Source organism: Longilinea arvoryzae, from assembly GCF_001050235.1.
Classification (GTDB): domain Bacteria; phylum Chloroflexota; class Anaerolineae; order Anaerolineales; family Anaerolineaceae; genus Longilinea; species Longilinea arvoryzae.
The window spans coordinates 3,962,563-3,984,217 of sequence record NZ_DF967972.1; the positions used below are offsets into that span (position 1 = coordinate 3,962,563).

Below are 21,655 nucleotides of genomic sequence, written 5' to 3' on the forward strand. Positions count from 1 at the left end.
TTTTCGGAGAGCTGCTTTTTTTATAAATTTCCGGGGTAACCCATTATTCGCCGGAGAGTTTATCCAAAAGGAGTAACCATGATTTCCAAACCAAAACCGTCTGTCAAGAAAGTCGTCCTCGCCTACTCGGGTGGCCTGGACACGTCCGTGATCGTTCCGTGGTTGAAAGAGAATTACGGGTGCGAAGTGGTCTGTTTCTGCAGCAACGTCGGCCAGGGGGATGAGGACCTGACCAAACTGGAAAAGAAGGCCATCAACAGCGGCGCCAGCCAGCTCATCTGTCACGATCTTCGCGAAGAACTGGCCAGCGATTACATCTTCCCGATGCTCAAGGCCGGCGCGATGTACGAACACAAATACATGCTTGGCACCTCTGTGGCCCGCCCGCTGATCGCCAAGCACCTGGTGGAAGTGGCCCATGAAGTCGGCGCGGATGCGGTGGCGCACGGCGCGACCGGCAAAGGCAACGATCAGGTGCGCTTCGAACTGACCGTGATGGCCCTCGATCCGCGCCTGAAGATCATCGCCCCATGGCGGGAATGGGACATTCGCTCGCGCGAGGACGCCATCGCTTATGCCGCCAAGCACAACGTTCCGGTGACGGCCACCATCAAATCCATCTACAGCCGCGACTCGAACCTGTGGCACATCTCCCACGAAGGCGGCATTCTCGAGGACCCCTGGAACGAACCCGAAGAAAGCATGTACCAGATCAGCACCTCGCCGGAAAGCGCCCCGGATGAACCGGTCTACGTCGAGATCGAATTCGAAACCGGCAACCCGGTGGCCGTCAACGGTGAAAAACTCTCGCCCGCCAAGATCATCGAAGTGCTCAATGCCATCGGCGGCGCACACGGCATCGGCCGGGCGGACCTGGTGGAGAACCGGCTGGTGGGCATGAAATCGCACGGCGTCTACGAGACCCCCGGCGGCACCATCCTGCTCTTTGCCCACCGCGAACTCGAATCGCTGGTGCTGGACGGCCAGACCCTGCATTACAAGGAAATGATGGCCATCAAATACGCCGAACTGACCTACAACGGGCTGTGGTTCACGCCGCTCCACGAGGCGCTGGACGCCTTCGTCAACAGCACCCAGGGACCCGTCACCGGCACGGTGCGGCTCAAGCTCTACAAGGGCAACATCATCAGCGCCGGACGCAAGAGCCCGTTCAGCCTGTACCGCGAAGATTTCGCCACCTTCGGCCAGGAAGATGTCTACGACCAGAGCGACGCCGAGGGCTTCATCCACCTGTTCGGCCTGAGCCTGAAGGTGCGGGCGCTCAACGGTCTGCCGGTCTCCGGGCTGGATATGCCCAAACCGGATTACTCGAAGTTCAAACGCGACTGAGCATCACTTCCCGAAGGAGTTGCCATGACCCTGTGGGGCGGACGTTTCTCAAGCAAGCTCGATGAAAAAGCCTGGGCGCTGAATACCTCGCTGCCCATCGACCGGCGGCTGGCCGCGCAGGACGTGCGCGGCAGCATCGCCTGGGCGGGCGCGCTGCGAAAAGCCGGCGTGCTCAGCGCCGAGGAACACACGGCCATCGTCACCGGGTTGAACGCCATCGCGGCCGAATTTGCCAGTGGAACCTTTACCTTCAGCGCATCGGATGAGGACATCCACACCGCCGTGGAAAGACGACTGGGCGACCTCATCGGCACGGCCGCGGGCAAGCTGCACACCGGGCGCAGCCGGAACGATCAGGTGGCGACCGACTTCCGCCTGTGGCTGTTGGAAACCCTGCCGCAGTTGGATGCCGCCCTGCACGGGCTGCAAAGCACGCTGGTGAGCCTGGCCGAACAAAGCCGGAATGTGTTGATGCCCGGTTACACCCACCTCCAGCGCGCCCAACCGGTCACGCTGGCGCACTGGCTGCTGAGTTTCTTCTGGCCGCTGCAGCGCGACCGGGATCGCCTGGCCGACCTGCGTGAACGGACCGCGATTCTGCCGCTGGGCTGCGGCGCCCTGGCCGGCACGGCCTTCGACATCGATCGCCAGGCGCTGGCCGCGACGCTGGGTTTCACGGAACCCGCGCCGAACAGCCTGGACGCCGTTTCGGACCGCGACTTTGCCGCCGAATTCCTCTTCGACGCTGCGATGGCTGGTCTGCACCTCAGCCGGCTCTCCGAAGATATGGTGCTCTATACCAGCGCCGAATTCGGCTTCTTCGAACTCTCCGATGCCTTCTCCACCGGCTCCAGCCTGATGCCGCAGAAGAAAAACCCCGATCTCTTCGAACTGGCGCGGGGCAAGAGCGGCGCCTTGATCGGGCTGCTGGCCGGGTTCATGGCCACCCTGAAGGGCCTGCCCTCAAGCTACGACAAGGATCTGCAGGAAGACAAAGCCCCCGTTTTCCAGGCCGTCGATACCCTGCTGGCGATCTTGCCGGTGCTGGCGGCCACGCTGGCGACCATGACCGTTCGGCCGCAGAAAATGCTGGCGGCGATCGATCCGACCCTGCTGGCCACCGATCTGGCGGATTACCTGGTGCGCAAGGGCATGCCCTTCCGCGAAGCCCATGCCGCGGTCGGGAAGGCCGTCCAGTTGGCCGCCCGGAAAGGCATTCCCCTGAAGGATCTCGAACTGGAAGAATGGCAAAGCATTGCGCCCTTTGAGGCGGATGTGTACGCCGTTTTCGATCCGATGGAAGCCGTCAAACGGCGCACCGCCGAGGGAGGCACCTCCCCGGCCGCCGTCGAAAAACAAATCCAGAAAGCAAAATCAATTCTTAATCAAACCCTTATAGGAGAAAAATCATGAATACCGTTACCTGTACCGAATGCGAAGCCGAAATCACCCTGACCGATAACGTCGAAGTTGGCGAAATTATCGTCTGCCCTGAATGCGGCGTCGATCTGGAAGTCACCGGCCTCAACCCAGCGGTGGTCCAACTTGCCCCCATGGAACAGGAAGACTGGGGAGAATAATCTCTCCCTGCGCGGCGACGCGGAAGTCCGGAGGAAGGATTGGAGTTGAGGATGCAAAAACGATTACGAATTGGCGTAATTTTTTCCCGGATGCGGGTGGAAGAAAAGTGGATCTTTGGGGCGCTGGAAAAACGCGGCATCGATTACGAACGACTGGACGATCGGTCGATCGCCTTCGATCTGGATCATCCGGAACCCTGGCGCATGTATGACGCCGTCATAGAACGCAGCATCAGCTACACCAGCGGCTTGTACTCGCTGCGCATGTTGAACGCTTTCGGCGTGCCGACTGTCAACACAGCCGCGGTGGCCGAGATCTGCGGCGACAAGCTGGTGACCAGCGCCATGTTGGCCCGCGCCGGCCTGCCGCAGCCGCACTGCGTCACAGCCTTCACGCCCGAAGCCGCACTGGATGCGATCGAAGCCTTCGGTTATCCGGTGGTGCTCAAGCCGGTGGTCGGCTCGTGGGGCCGCCTGCTGGCCAAGATCAACGACCGGGACGCCGCCGAGGCGGTGGTGGAACACAAGGCCACCCTGGGATCGGTGCAGCATTCGGTCTTTTACATCCAGGAATACATCGAGAAACCCGGCCGCGACATCCGCGCGGTGGTGATCGGCGACCGCGTGCTGACGGCCATTTATCGCAAATCGGCGCACTGGATCACCAACACGGCCCGCGGCGGCGAAGGTGAGCTCTGCCCGGTCACGCCTGAGATCGAAGAACTCTGCCTGGGCGCTGCCAAGGCGGTTGGCGGGGGCGTGCTGGCCGTGGACCTGGTGGAACATCCCCAAAAGGGCATGCTGATCAACGAGATCAACCACACCATGGAGTTCCACACCCTCCAGCCGCTCAGCGGCATCGACGTCGCCGGTGAGATCGTCAACTACGCGATGGAAGTGGCCAAAGCGAACCCGCAATCCTGAACGGGGTTCGCGCAAGGCGAACGCTAAAGGAGAAAAGCAATCATGGTGAGTGTTTCGATTATTGGCGGTTCCGGTTACGGCGGCGGCGAGCTGCTGCGCCTGCTGCTGGGGCATCCCCAGGTGGAGGTCAGGCAGGTCACTTCGCGCTCGCACCTGGGTGAGTACGTCTACCAGGTGCACCCCAACCTGCGCAAGCGCACCCAGCTCAAGTTCATCGATCCCGAACAGGTCGAGCCGGTGGACGTGCTCTTTCTGGCCCTGCCGCACGGCCAGGCCCAGTTGAAGATCGATCAATACGCCGCGCTGGCCCCGAAGATCATCGATCTATCGGCGGATTTCCGGCTGAAAGATATGGCCCTGTACGAAAAGTGGTACGGCCAGCCGCATGCCGCGCCGGGTTGGCCGGCCAAATTCGTCTACGGGCTGCCGGAACTGCACCGCGCCGAGATGGCCGCGGCCAATTACATCAGCGGGGTGGGCTGCAACGCAACCGCCAGCAACCTGGCGCTGCTGCCGCTGGTGAAGGCCGGTCTGATCGACCTCGACGCGCCGGTGATCATCGAGATCAAGGTCGGTTCGTCGGAATCGGGTGCCGAGGGCAACGCCGGCTCCAATCACGCCGAGCGCGCCAACGTCATCCGCACTTTTTCAGCCTATGGCCACCGCCACACCGCCGAGGTCATTCAGGAACTCGGCCTGAGCGACGTATCCCTGACCATGACCGCGGTCGACCTGGTGCGCGGCGCCATGGCCACCGCCCACGCCAGAGTCAAGCCCGGCGTGGCCAACAAGGACCTGTGGAAGGCGTATCGCGCCGTCGCCAACGAAAATCCGTTCGTGCGCGTGGTAAAGGAACAGCGCGGCATCTACCGCGTCCCGGAGCCCAAGATTGTCGCCGGCTCGAATTACGCCGACATCGGCTTCGAACTGGATGAGAGCAACGGGCACGTCATTTCGATGTGCGCCATCGATAATCTAATGAAGGGCGCCGCCGGTACTGCGGTGCAGTGCCTGAACCTGATGCTGGGCTGGGACGAGTCGGCCGGGCTGGACTTCGCCGGGCTGCACCCGAGTTAAGAGGGATCACCACGGAGACATTATGCCCGTAAGGGTACGGAGAACACGGAAAAGAAATTTTGAAAGAGAAGATGTAGGTTGGGTTGAGGGGTGGTTAGGAAAATACCTATTGAGCATTTACCTCACCCCGAAACCCAACGTTCCAGGCCCTCACCCCGAAACCCAACGTTCCAGGCCCATGTTGGGTTTCGTTCCGGCAAATGTCAACACCGGTCCGGGTTCACATCACTCAACCCAACCTACAAGACTAAATCCTCTTCTCCGTGATCTCCGTGGTGATAATTCTTAAAAAAATACCACTTTGACACAGCAAGGGATTTCTTCACTCTTCCCTCCTAAAAACCTCTTCTCTGCGAGCTCTGTATCTCTATGGTTATCCCCTCCTTTGAAAGGAAACGATAATGGCGAATACAATTGTGATCAAACTGGGCGGCACCGAAGGCGTCGATTTCTCCGCCATCTGCGCGGACGCAGCCGAACTGCTGAGACAGGGCCGCCAACTGGTCTTCGTGCACGGCGGCTCGGCCGAGGCAAACGCCCTGGGCCAGGCGCTGGGGAAACCGCCTAAATTCATCACTTCTCCCTCCGGTTACACCTCGCGCTATACCGACCGCCAGACCCTCGAGATCTTCCTGATGGCGGTCAACGGCAAGGTCAATTCGCTGCTGACCGAGCAGCTTCAGAGCCTGGGCGTCAACGCCTTCGGGCTGTGCGGCCTGGACGGGCGGCTGATGCTGGCCGCTCGCAAGGACGCCATTCAGAGCATCGAAAACGGCAAACGCAAGATCATTCGGGATGACTTCACCGGTAAGATCGAGCACGTCGAAGCCGGGCTGCTCGAAATGCTGCTGGCGGCCGGCTGTCTGCCGGTAATCGCGCCGGTGGCGGTCAGCGCCAAAGGCGAGGCGCTCAATGTGGACGCCGACCGGGCAGCCGCCATGGTCGCCGTCGCGCTGAAAGCCGAAACTCTGGTCCTGCTCACCGCGGCGCCGGGATTGATGGAAAAGTTCCCGGATGAATCCACGCTCATCCACACCCTGCCGCAGGCCAGGCTGTCCGCCGCGCTGGAAATGGCCCAGGGCCGCATGAAGAAGAAAGTCCTCGGCGCGGAGGAAGCTCTGCAGGGCGGCGTCGAAAAGGTCATCATCGCCGATGGTCGGACTGAAAAACCGATCTCGGCCGCCCTGGCCGGCGCCGGCACGTTGATCCAGTAAAGCTTTATTCGGAAAGCCTCGTCTTATTCGTAAACCCGAACAGGAAACGGTAAATTATTGTGAATCAGGCCACACTCGTACTGGAAGACGGAACCACGCTGCAAGGTCAGGCCTTTGGCGCCCAGACCGACGCGGTTTTCGAGCTGGTGTTCAACACCAGCATGACCGGTTACCAGGAAATCATGACCGACCCATCCTACCGCGGCCAGGGCGTGTTGTTCACGGTTGCCCATATCGGCAACGTAGGCATCAACCTGGAGGACGATGAATCCGGCGCTCCGCAGATCTCCGCGGCGGTGATCCGCTCGCTCAGCCCGGTTACCTCCAACTGGCGGGCGGCCCTGGCATTGTCCGACTGGCTGGCGCTCTTCGGCGTACCCGGCATCAGCGGCATCGACACACGCTGGTTGACGCGCAAGCTGCGCGACGGCGGCACGCAAAAGGCCGCCCTCTCGACGAAGGGTACCTCCGCGGCTGAACTGCTGGCGCTGGCGCGCCAGTGGCCCGGCCTGGATGGGCGCGACATGGTCCAGGAAGTATCCTGCCCGGCGCAATATGTCTGGCCGGGCGACGCCGGCAGCCAGTGGGTTCAGCCGGCGGGCGATCAAAAGGCGTCCATCGTGGCCTACGATTTTGGCATCAAAGAGAATATTCTGCGTCACCTGGCCAGTTACGGCGCGCAGGTGACCGTCGTCCCGGCCGGAACCCCCGCCCGGGATGCGTTGGCGCTGCACCCGGACGGCATTTTCCTTTCGAATGGGCCCGGCGACCCGGCCGGCCTGCCCGGTCTGGTGGAGACCGTGAAGGCATTGATCGCCAGCGGCGTCCCACTGTTCGGCATCTGCCTGGGCCACCAGTTGATCGGCCGCGCGCTGGGCGCCGACACCTACCGGCTCAAATTCGGCCATCATGGCGGCAACCATCCTGTCCAGCACCTGCCGGGCGGCGAGGTGTTGATCACGGCTCAAAATCATAATTACTGCGTCCAACCCGGCCAGCTCGACCCCGCCGAGGTGGAGATCACTTACCAAAGCCTGAACGACGGCTCGCTCGAAGGGCTGCGCATGAATCACCGGCCCGTTTTGAGCGTCCAGTTCCACCCCGAAGCCGCCCCCGGCCCGCACGATGCGCACGACATCTTTGGCGACTTCTTCGCCCTGGTCGGCGAAAGGAGAACCCATGCCTAAACGCAGCGATATTCACACCATTCTGGTGCCCGGCTCGGGCGCCATCGTCATCGGTCAGGCGGCTGAGTTCGATTATTCCGGCACCCAGGCGGTCAAGGCCCTGCGCAGGGAAGGCTACCGGGTGGTGCTGGTCAATTCCAACCCGGCCACAATCATGACCGACAGCCAAATCGCCGACGCCACCTATATCGAACCGCTTATCCCGGAGGCGCTGGAAGCCATCATCGCCCAGGAAAAACCGGATGCCATGCTGCCCACCGTCGGCGGACAGACCGCCCTGAACCTGGCGCTGGCGCTCAGCGAAAACGGCGTACTCGAAAAGTACGGCGTCCCGCTCATCGGCGCCAATCTGGCCTCCATTCAGGCCGCCGAAGATCGCCAGCTCTTCCGCGAAACGATGCAAAAGGCAGGCATCCCCGTGCCGCGCGGCGGCGCGGCCTATTCGCTGGCCGAGGCCGAAGAACTGGTCCAAGCGACCGGCTTCCCGGTGCTGGTGCGGGCGTCCTTTGCGCTGGGCGGCAGCGGCGCCTCATGGGTCTACAAACCCGGGGAACTGCCTGAAGCCGTGCACAAGGCTATCGCCGAATCGCCCATCGGTCAGGCCTGGATCGAAGAATCGGTCCTGGGCTGGAAGGAATTCGAGCTCGAAGTGATGCGCGACCGGGCGGACAATTTCGTGGTCATCTGCACCATCGAAAACATCGATCCGATGGGCGTTCATACCGGCGACAGCATCACGGTCGCCCCGGCGCAAACGCTCACCGACCGCGAATTCCAGATCCTGCGCGACCTGGCCCACCGCGTCCTCAGCGCTGTCGGGGTTGAAACCGGCGGCTCGAACGTGCAGTTCGCGGTCGACCCACGCACCGGCCGCGTGGTTGTGATCGAGATGAACCCGCGCGTCAGCCGCTCCTCGGCGCTGGCCTCCAAGGCCACCGGCTTCCCCATCGCCAAACTGGCCGCCCTGGTGGCCGTGGGCTACACCCTCGACGAAATCACCAACGACATCACCCGCCAGACCAAAGCCGCCTTCGAACCCGCGCTGGATTACGCGGTGGTTAAGATCCCGCGCTGGGCATTCGAGAAATTCCCCGGCGTCGATCCCACGCTCGGCCCGCAGATGAAATCGGTCGGCGAGGTCATGGCCCTGGGGCGGACCTTTGCCGAAGCCCTACACAAGGCCGTGCAGTCGCTGGAGATCGGCATCGACGCGCTGGACGGCAGCGGGCCCAGCCACGGCCTGCCCGCCGCGCCGGAAACGCTGGCGGGGTTGGAAGTTCCCGGCGCGCTCCGGCTTTTCCAGGTCTACCGCGCCATCCGGCAGGGCTTTGCGCTGGAAGAGATCAGCCGGGCCTCTGGATACGACCTGTGGTTCCTGGCCGAAATGCAGCAGATCGCGCGCCAGGAAGCCAGAATCGCCGCCGGCGACGTGCAGGGTCCCGACTTCCCGATCCTGCTGCGCGCCTCCAAGCGCATGGGCTTCTCGGATGGACAGATCGGCCGGCTGCTGGGCAGGTCGACCGCGGAAATTCGAATTCTGCGCAAGAAACTGGGCATCCTGCCCACGTTCCAGCGCGTGGATACCTGCGCGGCGGAATTCGAGGCCCAGACGCCCTACCTGTACAGCGCCTACGAGACGGAGGATGAGTCCCGCCCGACCGGCAAACCCAAAATTCTCATCCTGGGCGGCGGCCCAAACCGCATCGGGCAGGGCATCGAATTCGATTACTGCTGCTGCCAGGCCGCCTTCGCGCTGGGCCGGATGGGCTACGAGACCATCATGTACAACTGCAACCCCGAAACGGTCTCGACCGATTATGACACCGCCGACCGCCTGTACTTCGAGCCCCTCACGCTGGAGCACGTGCTGAACGTGGTCGACTGCGAAAAACCGGAAGGCATCATCGTCCAATTCGGCGGGCAAACCCCGCTGAACCTGTCGGCGGGGTTGGAAGCGGCCGGCGCCAAAATTCTGGGGACCTCGCCGCACGCCATCCAGCTTTCCGAAGACCGCGAAGCGTTTGCCCAAATGCTTTCCAAACTCGAAATTCCGCAGCCGGAAAACGGCATCGCCCGCTCGCTCGAAGAGGCGCGCGCCGTGGCGCGGAGCATCGGTTATCCGATTTTGGTGCGGCCCTCGTTTGTACTCGGCGGGCGGGCCATGGCCCTGGTGGAGGGCGAGGATAGCCTGGGCGGTTTCATCCAAAATGCCATCGAAGCGGCGCCCGGCCAGCCGATTTTGATCGACAAGTTCCTCGAGGATGCCTTTGAAATCGACGTGGACGCGCTGGCGGACGGCGAGCGGGTGGTAATCGGAGCCGTGATGCAGCACATCGAAGCCGCCGGCATCCATTCCGGCGACGCCGCCTGCGTGCTGCCGCCGTATAAGGTCAGCGCCTATCACCAGGGCATCATGCGCGAGTACACCGAGCAGTTGGGGCTGGCTCTGGGCGTGCGCGGCCTGATGAACGTGCAATTCGCATTAAAGGACGAAATGGTCTACGTGCTGGAGGTCAACCCGCGCGCCTCCCGAACCGTCCCCTACGCCAGCAAGGCCACCGGACTGAACCTGGCCTATATCGCGGCCCAGGTCATGGCCGGAAAGAGTCTGGCGGAACTGGGTGTGCTGCACGAACCGCGCGTGGAAGGATTCTTCGTCAAGGAAGCCGTGCTGCCCTTCAAGAAGCTGCCCGGTTCGAGCGCGGTGCTCGGTCCCGAGATGCATTCGACGGGCGAAGTGATGGGGCATGCCGCTCACTTCGGCCACGCCTTTGCGAAATCCCAGCTCGCGGCCGGGGTGGGTCTGCCGCTAAACGGCGGGGTGTTGATCAGCGTCAATGATTACGATAAGAGCGCCGCGCTGAAGATCGCCCGCGACTTGTTCCGCCTGGGCTTCAAGCTCTACGCCACCTCTGGGACGGCGGATTTCTTCGGCAAAGTGGGGCTGCCCGTCGAGCGGGTCAACAAATTCAAGGAAGGCTCGCCGCACACCGTGGACCTGGTCCGGACCGGGCAGGTACACATGGTCATCAACACGCCCCTGGGGCCGAACGCGCGCACGGACGGCGCCGAAATTCGCGCCGCGGCGATTGCCATGAACATCCCGCTGCTGACCACGCTCTCGGCCGCGACTGCCGCGACCGGAGCCATCGTCGCCCTGCGCCAGAAGACGCTGCGTTACCGCAGCATGCAGAGCCTGTTTTCACCCAATCAAGCCTGATTTCTCCGGGAGGGAATATGGATATTATCAGTATGGAAGCCAAACACACATCCGGATTGTATGCCAAACAACCCATCGCATTTGTTCGCGGGCAGGGCGCCACCCTGTGGGACGTCGACGGCAACGCGTACATCGATTGCTCGTCCGGACACGGCGTGGCCAATCTGGGGCACGCCAACCCGAAAGTCGCCGCCGCCATCGCCGACCAGGCCACCAAATTGCTCACCTTGTTCGAGACGTTTCCCAACGATCAGCGCGCGCTGTTGATGGAGAAGCTGACCGGTTTCACGCCGGGCCTGGACCGGGTGTTTTTCTGCAATTCCGGCACTGAATCGGTGGAAGCTGCCTTCAAATTCGCGCGCATCTCCACCGGGCGCATCGCAATCATAGCCACCATGCGTGGTTTTCACGGACGCACCCTGGGCGCTCTCTCGGCCACCTGGAACAAGAAATATCGCGAATATTTCGAGCCCCTGGTGCCGGGTTTCAGCCATGTGCCCTACAACAACATTCAGGCGCTCGAAAATGCCGTGACGAACGAGACCGCCGCCGTGATCCTGGAGGTTGTCCAGGGCGAAGGCGGCGTGTACCCGGCTGATCCCGAATACCTGCAGGCGGCCCGGCGCATCTGCACCGAGCGCGGCGCCCTGTTGATCATCGACGAGGTTCAAACCGGTTTCGGCCGCACGGGGAAATTCTTCGCCTACCAGCATTACGATATCGTCCCGGATATCCTGTGCTGCGCCAAATCCCTGGCGGGCGGCCTGCCCATGGGCGCCGTGTTGATCGGTGAGCGGGTCAAGAATCTGGTGCCGGGGGCGCACGGCTCGACCTTCGGCGGCAACCCGCTGGCCTGCGCGGCCGCCAATGCCGCCCTGAGCGTCATCGAAGAAGAGGACCTCCCCGGACAGGCAGCACGCAAAGGCGCTTATCTGATGGAGAAGCTGAAAGCCATCCAATCCCCGGAAATTCGCGAAGTGCGCGGGATGGGTTTGATGGTGGGTATCGAACTCAAACAAAAGGTGGCGCCTTATCTCAAGGCGCTGCAGGAAAAACACATCATTGCCCTGAACGCCGGCATGACCGTCATCCGCCTGCTGCCGCCGCTGGTGATCACCCAAGAGCAGCTCGATCAGGTGGTCGCCGCCCTGGCCGAAGTGCTGGGAGCTCAGGCATGAGCCAGACCCTGCTCGGGCTGGTCTCGCATTACAGCCCTTCCCGGCAGGAGCGCGCGGCCTGTTTATGGCTGACGGAACACATGCGCTCCCTGGGCTACGACCGGGCCTTCATCGACGCCGCCGGGAATGCGGTCGGCGTGCTTGGAAACGGGCCGCGCCAGGTGGTGCTGCTCGGGCATATCGACACGGTGCCCGGCGAACTGCCCGTGCGCGTGGAAGACGGCGTGCTCTACGGGCGCGGGGCAGTGGATGCCAAGGGACCCCTGGCCTGCTTCACGGACGCAGTCGCCCGGGTCGGGGCTGTGGAAGGCTGGCAGTGGGTGGTGATCGGCGCGGTGGACGAGGAGCGCGATTCGCTGGGGGCCCGCTTTGCGGCCGGCCAGTACCATCCGGATTACGCCGTCATCGGCGAGCCCAACCGCTGGGAGCGTGTGGCCCTGGGATATAAGGGCTCAGCCGGGGCGCATTTGACCGTACGCCGCAGGCAGGTTCACTCGGCCAGCGGCGAGCAGACCGCCTGCGAAGCAGCCGTGGCCGCCTGGCTGGCCGTGCAGGCCTGGGTCGAAACGTTCAACATCGGAAAAACGCGCGCCTTCGACAAAATCATGCTGTCGCTGCAGGGGATGGAATCGGGAGGCGACGGTCTCGAGCAGTGGGCGCGCCTGAAACTGGGCGCGCGCCTGCCGCCGGACCTTGCCCCGCAGGAGTGGTATCGCCGCCTGGTTGAAATCGCCGCCGGTGCTGAAATCCAGGAGGCCGGTTATGCTGTCCCGGCCTGGGCCTGCGAGAAAAATTCGGCCCTGGTGCGCGCTTTCCTGAGCGCCATCCGCGCCCAGGGCGGGGCGCCGTCTTTCGTCTATAAAACCGGCACGGCGGATTTGAACGTCGTCGCGCCGGCCTGGGGCTGCCCGGCGCTGGTTTACGGGCCGGGAGATTCGGCGCTGGACCACACACCAGATGAGTGTGTTTCGCTGGCTGAATTTGAAAAAGCGGTTGCCGTTCTGGCAGCCGCGTTCCAGGGAATCGCCGAAAAGGGTTAAACTCGCTGGCTCCGGTCAGAGCCCGGAGCCAGCAGGGGGAGGTTACCCGCCAATCACATCAGGTCACCTCTATTGCGAGGATGGCAAAGAAAATACCCGTAATCTTCTAAGATACCTTTTTACCTGTATAGAACCCACTCACGCCAGGGCGAAGTGAATCTTATCCATATTCAATGCCCCGCGCGGCGACTTTCCGCTCTCGAACAGCGGAACCAGGTTATTGGCCAGCAGCAGCGGTGAATCGGTCATGGTGTTGATCGTGCCGCCCGCCAGATGGGGCGTGATGGTCACGTTTTCGAGCGTGGCGATCGGATATCGATTATCGATCGGTTCCTCATCGAACACATCCAGCGCGGCGCCCATGATCTTCCTGGCCTTCAGGCATTCATACAGCGCCTTCTCGTCGATCAACCCGGATCGGGCCGTGTTGATGATGTAAGCGTTGGGTTTCATGAGGGCCAATTCGCGCGCCCCAACCATGTGGAAGGTCTCCGGGACCAGGCGGGCGTTCATGCTGATGATATCGGACTGGGACATCAATTCATCCAGGCTGACCATTTTTACATTCAAATGATCCACGCGGTCCTGAGTGACGTATGGATCGTATCCCAGAATGTGGGTCTCGAATCCCTGCAGGCGTTGGGCCACCTTCTGGCCGATTTCGCCCAGGCCGATGATGCCAAAGGTCCGCCCGAACATATTGGGCACGCGGTCCTTGTTGGTGTAATCGCGCACCCACTTGCCCTGCTTCAGATTGTGGTGCGACCGGGCGATGTTGCGAATTTCCGCCAGCGCCATGGCCATGGTGAAATCGGCCACCGCATTCGCGGTGCGCCCGGGTGTATTTACACACAGGATATTCTTCTGGGTGGCGTACTCGATGTTGATGTTCTCGACCCCACCCCTGAGAACGCACACCATCTTCAGATTCTTGCAGTGATCGATCAAACGTTTGGTAATCGTGCAGAAGTGGGTAACGATAATATCGGCATCCTTGACGGCAACGTAGACTTCCGAGGTGGGTTCGATGGTTTCGCTGCCGCCTTTTTCGACTGCCAGATTGATTTCTTGAAAGTGTGGAATATCCCCCACCACCCATTCGACCGTCTCCACCTGAATGCCGAATTTCTTCAGGGGTTGCAGGCCGGACTCCATATATTCTTTCTTTACGAACAGATCATAGATCGCAACGAGTTTCATTCCATCGTTCCTTTGATTGCGAGAACAGGGTCCTCGAAGTACTATTTTATTGAAAGTGGATGGAGAACCTTCGGAAATCCTCAGGTTCTCCATCCCATCCAGTAATGGCTACCGATAAAGCCCCGCCTTATTGACGGAACCGAACAGGGTGTTTTTTTGATGAACGACTTCCTGGGTTACCTTGCGGGTCAGGTTGTCGATATCGGTGATGTCGAATTTTTCGCAGGGCTGGGCGGCCAGCGGCTGGACCTTCTTCAAGACGGCCATGCGGATGTCGGTGTAGACGTTGATCTTGTTGATTCCCAGTTTGACGGCCTTTGCGATTTGATCCTCGGGCGTGCCCGAGCTGCCGTGCAGTACCAGGGGGACGTCGATTTCATCGCGGATGGCGGCCAGGCGTTCGAAATCGAGATGGGGTTCGAATTTGTACAGGCCGTGGGCGGTGCCGATGGCGACGGCCAGGGCATCCACGCCGGTCTGATCGACGAATTTCTTGGCTTCTTCGACGCGGGTATACAGCGCCTTCATTTGATCCTCAGGAAGGACATCCAGACCCACGCCGACGTGGCCCAGCTCGGCTTCGACCGTCACGCCCTGCTTGTGCGCCATCTCGACCACCTGTTTGGTGATGGCGACGTTCTCGGCAAACGGTTTGGAGGACGAATCGATCATGACGCCCGTGAATCCGGCCGCCAGGGCAGCCTCGACTTCCTTGATGGAAGGGCCGTGATCCAGGACCAGCGCGGCGTCTACGTTGCGACGCTTGACTTCCGCCTTAATAAAGGCAGCGTAAGTGGGGTAATATTCGGGTGGAATCATGGCCGGATAGATCAAAATGATGACCGGCGCTTTATCCGCTTCCGCGGCATCCAAAATACCGTAAGTCGTTGCCAGGTTGGGTGTGTCATAAGCGCCAATACCCCATCCTTTGCGCACGCTGGGCTGAAGAATTTCAGAAAGACCTAACATTGCCATAATTTGCTTCTCCTTGATACAAGCGGTTTATGATTTTTCCAGTAATCGAAACCTTGCCTGCTTTGTCTGGGATTACCTCACCCGATATTCTCCCAGACAGGCAAGAGGGCTTTCACAATGTCGCTGTACTTCGCGTAAGCTTCCGCCAGTTGCGCATGCCGTTCTGGATTGGGCGTATGCGTACGCGTAATCTTTACGACCGCGCTGGCGGCTTCTTCGATCGAGCTGTAATAACCGGCGGAAGTTGCCGCGCACAGGCTGGCGCCCAGCGCCCCGGCTTCGTCGATATCCGGAATGGCGATGGGGACGTCGAGTGCATCGGCGAATAACTGGCTCCAGATCAGGCTCTTGGCGCCGCCGCCGGAGAGGCGCACTTCACTGAAATCGCAGCGCTTCTTGAGCGAATCCACGTGGTACTTATGGTTGAAAACCACGCCTTCGTAGATGGCCTTCAGCAGATGGGCGCGCCGGTGCCAGCCTTTGATGCCGATGAAGCACGAGCTGGGCTTGTCGCCGAACGGAGAACCGTATAGAAACGGGATAAAGAAGACTTCGGTCTTTTCACGCAGAACTTCCTCGACCTCGCGGTTCACGAAATCGAACCGGGACCGCTTCTCCAGCTTGGCCTTTTCGCATTCGCCCTGGCACAGGTTCTGAACCATCCACTCCAGATTCGCCGCCGAGGCCGGCGAACAGGCGCAGTTCAACCAATATCCGGGTTGGATGAAATTCCGGCAGATCCAATCCGGATCGATCATGGGCTGGGTGGTAACAACCTGGTTGATGCCCCAGGTTCCCGAAATGATCGAAAGCTGGCCGGGCTGCAAACAACCCATGCTGACCGCGCAGGAATCGATATCATGTAAACCGGTCGCCACCTGGGTGCCTTCGGCCAGGCCGGTCTCGGTCGCTGCCTGTCGGGTGACCTTTCCGGCCGGTTCGAACGGCATCCTGACCGGCGGCAGTTTGCCGACCATTTCATCCAGGCCGGAATTACGCAAAATGGTGTTTTCGATCATCTGCGTGTGCACATCCGTGGCGGTGCTGCTGGATTCGGTGAAATCCGTAGCGACCTCGCCGGTCAGCTTGAAACGGATCCAATCCTTGCAGTACAGCAGCCAGCGGACCCTGGCGTAATTCTCCGGCTCATTGCGTTTCATCCAGGCCAGCACCGGTAGCGAGGAACCCACCAGCGGTCTTTGGCCCGAAATACGCATGTTCTTCTCGATGATGCCGGCCTTTTCCCATTCGTCCATCAAGTCCGAACTGCGGCTGTCCAGCGAAAGGATGGCCGGCCGCACCGGCTTCAAATCGTTGTCCAGCAGGAAGGCCCCGTCGCCGTGGGCGGCCATGCTGACCGCCTTGATGTCCTTCGGCGAGACCCCGGAGGTTTGGATAGCCTGGCGGATGGCCTGGCAGACCCAATCCCAGACCGAGTTCATATCACGCTCGACCCAATGCGGCTTCGGCGAGGTATTGGTTCCCATCACGTGCCCCGAACCGACCTCCTTGCCGTCCACAGTGAAGATCACCGCCTTGATCATGGTCAGGCCGCTGTCGATTCCGATGAAGTAGGGAGGAGCCAGTTTTGCTCCCGGATTACTCTTCATAAGGATTGTCCTTTATGCCTTCGCCTGCTTGCTGACGCGCTTCTGCAGACTGGTCAGGATGATTGCGATCAGGAGGATGATGCCCTGGACGACCTGGCGAATGGATGGGTCGATACCCAGCAGATTGAGCATGTTATCGATGATGGTCAGAACCAGGACACCCGCGAACACACCCGTGATGCGTCCTTCGCCGCCCGACATGCTCGTTCCGCCCAGAATGGTGGCTGTGAACACGTTCATGATGGTCCCGGAACCCAGGTCGGCGATGACGGACGAAATACGGCCGGATTCGATCAAACCGCCGGTGGCCGCGAACAGCCCCGCCAGGACGAACGCCAGGATCTTGATCTTATCGATGTTGAGGCCGGCGATGTAGGCCGCGTGCTCATTGTTGCCGATGGCATAGATGGCCTTGCCGATGCTCATCTTTTCGGTCAGGAGATAACCGAATACATACAAAAGCAGGAAGACAATCACCGCCACCGGAACCAATCCGCCGATCTTCTCCTTGCCCAGGAACAGGAATACCTTGGGCAGGTAATAGATGCCTTCCGGGATCCAGGAAACCAGTAAACCGCGGAACAGGGTCATGGTGCCCAGTGTGATCAGGAACGAATTGACGCGCAACTTGACCGAGAGAAAACCGTTCAGCGAGCCGATCGCGGCGCCGACCAGCAGGGTAATGATCACGGCCATCCAGGGCGTAACGATGCCCTTCATCCATGAGGTCATGAGCAGCACCGCAAAAGCCGGCGCAAAGCCCAGGGTGGATTCCAGCGACAGGTCGGTCCCACCGGTCAACATCACCAGGAACATACCCAGCACCATGCAGCCCAGCGAAGTAGCCGCCCAGAAGATATTGATCACGTTCTTCACGGTCAAGAAGCCGGAAATGCTCGTGGCGCCAATGCACAACGCGACCAAAAGAACCCAGATCAAATGCTCGGAAAGGAGGGTGCGGCAGAAACGGCTGACCGCTGCCCTCGGTTTGGATATTGCTAGGGTAGTCATAACAGATTTACTCCTTGGACAGCTTTATATACTTCAGCAAAGCAGAAATTGGGATCGCCCCGATGGAATACTTTTCGGATCTCGCCCTTATAGAAGACATAGACCACATCGCTCACGTCGACCAGTTCTTCTTCGCTTTCGATGGTCAGAATGACGCCGCTGGTCTTGCACAATTCATGGCGAATGGTGCCCAGAATTTCAGGTTTGGTCGAAATATCCACCCCGCGGGTGGGTTCGTTCAAAAGGTAAACGTTGGGATTTGTGTTGCTGATGCGATTGATCACCACTTTCTGGCGGTTACCGCCCGAAAGGGTATCGATGTTCGAATGCCGCGAAGGAGTTTTGATGTTCAGGCTCTTGATGTTGCCTTCGACGATTTCTCTTGCTTTCCGGTTATCGATCCAGTTAAGCCAGCCGCAAATCCGGTCGTAGATCGAAATCAACGCGTTTTCTTCCACCGACCGGTTGTGGATGATGGCCTGCTCTTCGCGTTTCTTCGGCAGGTAGGCGATCCGATGCTTGAGCGCAGCGGTGGGGGAAGAGATGCTAATCTCGCGATCCTTGTAGATCAGTTTTCCCTCATTGGGATGGATCAAGCCGGTCAACGCCTCGAGAAATTCGTACTTTCCAGATCCATCCAAACCAGCCAGGCCAACCACTTCACCTTCAAACAGGTCAAAACCAATATTATTGAAACAGCCTTCTTTATTCAGGCCAACAATTCTCAAAAGAGGTTTTTTCGTTCGATCCAGATTTTTTCGATCATTCTGGAAGCTGATCGGGGTTGCATTCGGCTTGACATCGCCAACGATGTAATCCGCCAGTTCCTTGGCGTTGGTTTCGGGCACGTTCAGGGTTTTCACGACTCTGCCGTCGCGCAGGATCGTCACTCGATCGCAAAACTCGATCACTTCATTGATGTAATGCGTGATCAACGTAAACGAGATTTCAGGGTTTTCCTTGATCGTTTTCCGCAGCAAGTTCAACAACTGAACCTTGCGATCTTTCGGTAGAGAAGCGGTGATTTCATCCAGTAAAATGATCTTCGATTGATTGATAAATAAAGATTTTCCAAAGAATAAGAGCTGCTGGTCTTCGATCGGCAGCGACCCGATACAGGCATCCGGAGATACTTTTACCGACATCCGATCCGCAATATCGAGCACAATATTCTTCATTTTTTCACGGTCCAGCAGTCCGAATCTGGTCTTCAGTTCAGAATTCAGAAACAGGTTGTCGATCACGGACATGCTGGGCATCAATAAAGGCTCTTGAGGAATCAACATGACACCCATCTCGCGCGCCATCGTCGGGGTGTACGTGCGCATATCGATTTCTTTGCCCTGGATGGTGATGGTGCCTTCATTCGCCCGTGAGATTCCGGCGATGAGGGTCATCAAGACGGATTTGCCGGCGCCATTCTTTCCGATGATCCCGTGGATTTCGCCCTGTTGGACGCTCAAATCGACTTGGTCGACTGCCAGGACCCCCGGGTATTTCTTCTGTACGTTCCTCAAGCTGTATGCGACTTCTGGAGAACTATTCACTTCTGACCTCATGCCCTTTGACCTGGATGGTTCGGTCTTGTGGCTGGGTGATTGCTCACCCAGCCACATCCTAACAGTAAGCAGAACAGGAATTATTTGCCGTAATTGCCGTCGTACACAGGATCGGAGCCGTTCTGGTCGACGTAGATCAGGTTGCCCCAGTTGGATTTATCTTCAACCTTGCGATCCACAGGGACGCCGTAGGTCTGCAGCTTGAACCAGGGGCCTTCGAAGCCAAGGCTTGCGCCGGAGGTCTCGACAACCGGTTCCCAGGGCTCATCGCCGGTCAGGTAGTCCGAATCCGCAGTGGGGGTATCCATCTGGGCGCCGCCGTTCTTGATCATGTCCCACAGAACGTGCATGGAGGTGATGCCCTCGCCAACGGCCGGCTGGACGAAACTCACATCGGTGTCGCCCTTGTTGATGGCCTGCAGTTCAACCTGGGTGCCATCCACGGTCGCGATCACGATGTGCTTCGCATCTTCTGGCGGAACCAGCATGCTCTGAGCATCCAGCGCGGGGACCGCACCGCCAACGCCCATGGTGCCGTCGATGCTGACGATGGCCATGATCTTGTCGCCGTAGCGCGAGATCATGTCATCCACGTACTTGCGGGCCTTGGCGCCATCGCAACCAGCTTCGGTGGTTTCCCAGGTCAGGTTCTTGTTCTCGGCCAGGATGGGATCGAACACCGAGTGATAACCATCATGGCGGCCGATATCCGCGGAAATGGTCACAATGCAGCGCAGTTCAACCAGAACGCCGCCTTCGGTCTTCGCCCAATCAGCGCCGCGAACTTCCTCGAGGCGTTGTACGACGTACTTGGCAGCGCCTTCACCGGCTGCGAAGTTGTCCATGGCAACGAAAGCGCTCTTTCCACCCGGGATGGCATTGTTGTGCGCCACAACCGGGATGCCGCGCGTGTTGAGATCTTCCACCAGGCTGACCATTGCTTCACCGCGCCAGGGGGAGATCAAAACGCCATCGATACCCGTATCCATCATCTGCTGCAGAGCGGTCACCTGCTTGGCAGCATCATTGGCGCCAAACACATTGAAGTTAATGGTGACGCCTTCTTCGGTCTGGATGCGATCGCGTTCCATTTCCTGACCGAGTTGGACACCGTTGAAGTAAATGTCGTTCGGATCCCAGCGGATCACAGCGATGTTGTATTCCTTCTTCTCAGCGGCCGGGGCAGTGGTTGCTTCCGGAGCACTGGTCGCCTGTTCCACAGCGGGTGCAGTTGTTGGTTCAACAGCTGCGGATGTCGCAGTGGCAGCCGGCGCGCATGCAGTGAGGAACATGCAGGCGACGAAAAGTAAAGCAACGAACGTTACTACCTTTTTCATGCAATCTCCTCCATTAAGAATTGGATAGGACTCTGACACGGGATTTATCAATGTTCTGACTAGTATGAACATTGTTGTGTCCATCGGATGGTCCCCGAAATTGGGGAACACGAAACCACGCCATTACCGGGATACGGAATGGCCCTTACTGAACACGGTTCGATTTCTCAGTGTATTGGGGTCGGGGGGGGGGGAATTTCGTTAAGGTCGTCCAGCCCTTACAGCTAAACATGTAATTTCATAACGATATTGTATTGGTCTCCTGGGTAATAAGATTGGGTCGCTTCGATCGGTTTGCGATCGATTCCACGGGTAATCCGTTCGACGTAAAGAACGGGGGATTTTTTCGGAACCTTCAGGTAACTGCTGATGTCGTTGTCTGCGGCGATGGCCCTGATTTTTTGGTCACCGAAAGTCGGGAAATAGCCGTTCTTGCGATAGAGCGCATACAAAGACAGAGTCACAAGATCCTGAGTCGTCAGATCCGGGACGATAAACGCCGGGAAGATATTGACCTGGTAGGCGATCGGTTCATCGTTCGCCAGGCGGATCCGCTGGACCTTGTAAATCGGATCGCCCACCCGGATTTCGAGCCGCTTAGCGAAATCCTCCGGCGCCGGGTTCATCTCGCAGTTGACCACCCGGGAGGATGGCTTCATCCCGAGCGCGACGATCGTCTCCCAGAAACTGGTCAGGTGGGTTTCTTCGTTCAGGCACAATTTACGGTCGATGACGTATGTGCCGCGCCCGACCTGGCGCGAGAGGTAGCCTTCATCCACCAGGCTGGTGATCGCCCGCCGGGCTGTCAAACGATTTACCTTCCATTTGAATGCCATTTCCGCTTCCGTGGGGATGCGGTCGCCCGGTTTGTACAGGCCGGAAAGTAGCTGGTAGCGCAAGTTTTCCCGGATTTGTACATACATGGGGGCATCCTTGGCGGCCAGGCTAAGGTAATCCATTTGGCTTCCTTCAAGTGTCCGGTTGGGGGATTCCATGTGTAGTCCTTTAGACAAAGAGATGATTTGTATAATCATCTACATAATTCTGATGATGATTCTATCCCGGAATGAATGAGCGTCAATCAACAATATGTGTAATTGTCTACTCAAATGCGCCCACTTTCATCACATAAACCGCATGGCATTTGTCATGTAAAAAAAGCCGGATCGTATGCGTTGTAAAAAATAATTTGC

17 protein-coding genes are annotated in these 21,655 nt (G+C 59.4%); 10 read left to right on the forward strand and 7 right to left on the reverse strand.

All coding sequences use genetic code 11. The annotated features are described in order from the left end of the window. The first annotated feature begins 78 nt into the window (after positions 1-78). From LARV_RS17775 to LARV_RS17820, 10 genes are all read left to right on the forward strand, one after another. Positions 79-1,350, forward strand: a complete 1,272-nt coding sequence (locus tag LARV_RS17775) for an argininosuccinate synthase (protein ID WP_083522681.1) — start codon at positions 79-81, stop codon at positions 1,348-1,350. 24 nt (positions 1,351-1,374) lie between these two features. Continuing rightward, positions 1,375-2,763 (forward strand): argininosuccinate lyase, encoded by a 1,389-nt coding sequence (argH, locus tag LARV_RS17780; protein WP_075074903.1) that lies wholly within the window; start codon positions 1,375-1,377, stop codon positions 2,761-2,763. Beyond that, on the forward strand, positions 2,760-2,930 hold the full coding sequence (lysW, locus tag LARV_RS17785; RefSeq protein WP_075074904.1) for a lysine biosynthesis protein LysW: 171 nt from the start codon (positions 2,760-2,762) through the stop codon (positions 2,928-2,930). The genes argH and lysW overlap by 4 nt, the downstream gene beginning before the upstream one ends. 51 nt (positions 2,931-2,981) lie before the next feature. Then, positions 2,982-3,854 carry a lysine biosynthesis protein LysX gene (gene lysX, locus LARV_RS17790; RefSeq protein ID WP_075074905.1) on the forward strand — a complete coding sequence of 291 codons (873 nt, stop codon included), beginning with the start codon at positions 2,982-2,984 and terminating at the stop codon, positions 3,852-3,854. 39 nt (positions 3,855-3,893) lie between these two features. Continuing rightward, positions 3,894-4,931 carry an N-acetyl-gamma-glutamyl-phosphate reductase gene (argC, locus tag LARV_RS17795; protein WP_075074906.1) on the forward strand — a complete coding sequence of 346 codons (1,038 nt, stop codon included), beginning with the start codon at positions 3,894-3,896 and terminating at the stop codon, positions 4,929-4,931. A gap of 401 nt (positions 4,932-5,332) precedes the next feature. Continuing rightward, positions 5,333-6,145: a [LysW]-aminoadipate kinase gene (locus tag LARV_RS17800; RefSeq protein ID WP_075074907.1), complete on the forward strand. Its 813-nt coding sequence runs from the start codon at positions 5,333-5,335 to the stop codon at positions 6,143-6,145. A 59-nt stretch (positions 6,146-6,204) separates the two neighbouring features. Beyond that, complete coding sequence (carA, locus tag LARV_RS17805; RefSeq protein ID WP_075074908.1) at positions 6,205-7,332, forward strand: glutamine-hydrolyzing carbamoyl-phosphate synthase small subunit; 1,128 nt, start codon at positions 6,205-6,207, stop codon at positions 7,330-7,332. Further along, complete coding sequence (carB, locus tag LARV_RS17810) at positions 7,325-10,552, forward strand: carbamoyl-phosphate synthase large subunit (protein WP_075074909.1); 3,228 nt, start codon at positions 7,325-7,327, stop codon at positions 10,550-10,552. The genes carA and carB overlap by 8 nt, the downstream gene beginning before the upstream one ends. A 17-nt stretch (positions 10,553-10,569) precedes the next feature. After that, the gene (locus LARV_RS17815) at positions 10,570-11,730 is read left to right on the forward strand and encodes an aspartate aminotransferase family protein (protein WP_075074910.1); all 1,161 of its coding nucleotides are present in this window, start codon (positions 10,570-10,572) and stop codon (positions 11,728-11,730) included. Continuing rightward, entirely contained in the window at positions 11,727-12,770 is a 1,044-nt protein-coding gene (locus tag LARV_RS17820) for a [LysW]-lysine hydrolase (RefSeq protein ID WP_075074911.1), read from the forward strand. The genes LARV_RS17815 and LARV_RS17820 overlap by 4 nt, the downstream gene beginning before the upstream one ends. 138 nt (positions 12,771-12,908) lie before the next feature. On the opposite strand, the gene LARV_RS17825 is transcribed toward LARV_RS17820, so the two are convergent. The 7 genes from LARV_RS17825 to LARV_RS17855 all read right to left on the reverse strand — a co-directional run bounded on the left by LARV_RS17825 (position 12,909) and on the right by LARV_RS17855 (position 21,421). Then, positions 12,909-13,970, reverse strand: coding sequence for a 2-hydroxyacid dehydrogenase (locus LARV_RS17825; RefSeq protein WP_075074912.1), 1,062 nt, complete (start codon positions 13,968-13,970; stop codon positions 12,909-12,911). Between the two features lie 108 nt (positions 13,971-14,078). After that, on the reverse strand, positions 14,079-14,945 hold the full coding sequence (locus tag LARV_RS17830) for a class II fructose-bisphosphate aldolase (protein ID WP_075074913.1): 867 nt from the start codon (positions 14,943-14,945) through the stop codon (positions 14,079-14,081). Between the two features lie 77 nt (positions 14,946-15,022). Further along, positions 15,023-16,555, reverse strand: coding sequence for an FGGY-family carbohydrate kinase (locus LARV_RS17835; protein ID WP_075074914.1), 1,533 nt, complete (start codon positions 16,553-16,555; stop codon positions 15,023-15,025). Between the two features lie 12 nt (positions 16,556-16,567). Beyond that, on the reverse strand, positions 16,568-17,566 hold the full coding sequence (locus LARV_RS17840) for an ABC transporter permease (RefSeq protein WP_075074915.1): 999 nt from the start codon (positions 17,564-17,566) through the stop codon (positions 16,568-16,570). Continuing rightward, positions 17,563-19,113 (reverse strand): sugar ABC transporter ATP-binding protein, encoded by a 1,551-nt coding sequence (locus LARV_RS17845; protein ID WP_172797919.1) that lies wholly within the window; start codon positions 19,111-19,113, stop codon positions 17,563-17,565. Before LARV_RS17845 ends, LARV_RS17840 begins: the two co-directional genes overlap by 4 nt. 92 nt (positions 19,114-19,205) lie before the next feature. Next, entirely contained in the window at positions 19,206-20,462 is a 1,257-nt protein-coding gene (locus LARV_RS17850; RefSeq protein ID WP_075074917.1) for a sugar ABC transporter substrate-binding protein, read from the reverse strand. A 224-nt stretch (positions 20,463-20,686) separates the two neighbouring features. Then, positions 20,687-21,421: a GntR family transcriptional regulator gene (locus LARV_RS17855; protein WP_075074918.1), complete on the reverse strand. Its 735-nt coding sequence runs from the start codon at positions 21,419-21,421 to the stop codon at positions 20,687-20,689. Positions 21,422-21,655 lie beyond the last annotated feature (234 nt).

Bases quoted from the DNA above. Each gene is read 5' to 3' on its own strand.
- LARV_RS17855 (WP_075074918.1), bottom strand. From the start codon at position 21,421: ATGGATTACCTTAGCCTGGCCGCCAAGGATGCCCCCATGTATGTACAA.
- LARV_RS17820 (WP_075074911.1), top strand. From the start codon at position 11,727: ATGAGCCAGACCCTGCTCGGGCTGGTCTCGCATTACAGCCCTTCCCGG.
- LARV_RS17850 (WP_075074917.1), bottom strand. From the start codon at position 20,462: ATGAAAAAGGTAGTAACGTTCGTTGCTTTACTTTTCGTCGCCTGCATG.
- carB (WP_075074909.1), top strand. From the start codon at position 7,325: ATGCCTAAACGCAGCGATATTCACACCATTCTGGTGCCCGGCTCGGGC.
- LARV_RS17825 (WP_075074912.1), bottom strand. From the start codon at position 13,970: ATGAAACTCGTTGCGATCTATGATCTGTTCGTAAAGAAAGAATATATG.
- argH (WP_075074903.1), top strand. From the start codon at position 1,375: ATGACCCTGTGGGGCGGACGTTTCTCAAGCAAGCTCGATGAAAAAGCC.
- LARV_RS17775 (WP_083522681.1), top strand. From the start codon at position 79: ATGATTTCCAAACCAAAACCGTCTGTCAAGAAAGTCGTCCTCGCCTAC.
- LARV_RS17815 (WP_075074910.1), top strand. From the start codon at position 10,570: ATGGATATTATCAGTATGGAAGCCAAACACACATCCGGATTGTATGCC.
- lysW (WP_075074904.1), top strand. From the start codon at position 2,760: ATGAATACCGTTACCTGTACCGAATGCGAAGCCGAAATCACCCTGACC.
- lysX (WP_075074905.1), top strand. From the start codon at position 2,982: ATGCAAAAACGATTACGAATTGGCGTAATTTTTTCCCGGATGCGGGTG.
- LARV_RS17800 (WP_075074907.1), top strand. From the start codon at position 5,333: ATGGCGAATACAATTGTGATCAAACTGGGCGGCACCGAAGGCGTCGAT.
- LARV_RS17840 (WP_075074915.1), bottom strand. From the start codon at position 17,566: ATGACTACCCTAGCAATATCCAAACCGAGGGCAGCGGTCAGCCGTTTC.
- LARV_RS17830 (WP_075074913.1), bottom strand. From the start codon at position 14,945: ATGGCAATGTTAGGTCTTTCTGAAATTCTTCAGCCCAGCGTGCGCAAA.
- LARV_RS17835 (WP_075074914.1), bottom strand. From the start codon at position 16,555: ATGAAGAGTAATCCGGGAGCAAAACTGGCTCCTCCCTACTTCATCGGA.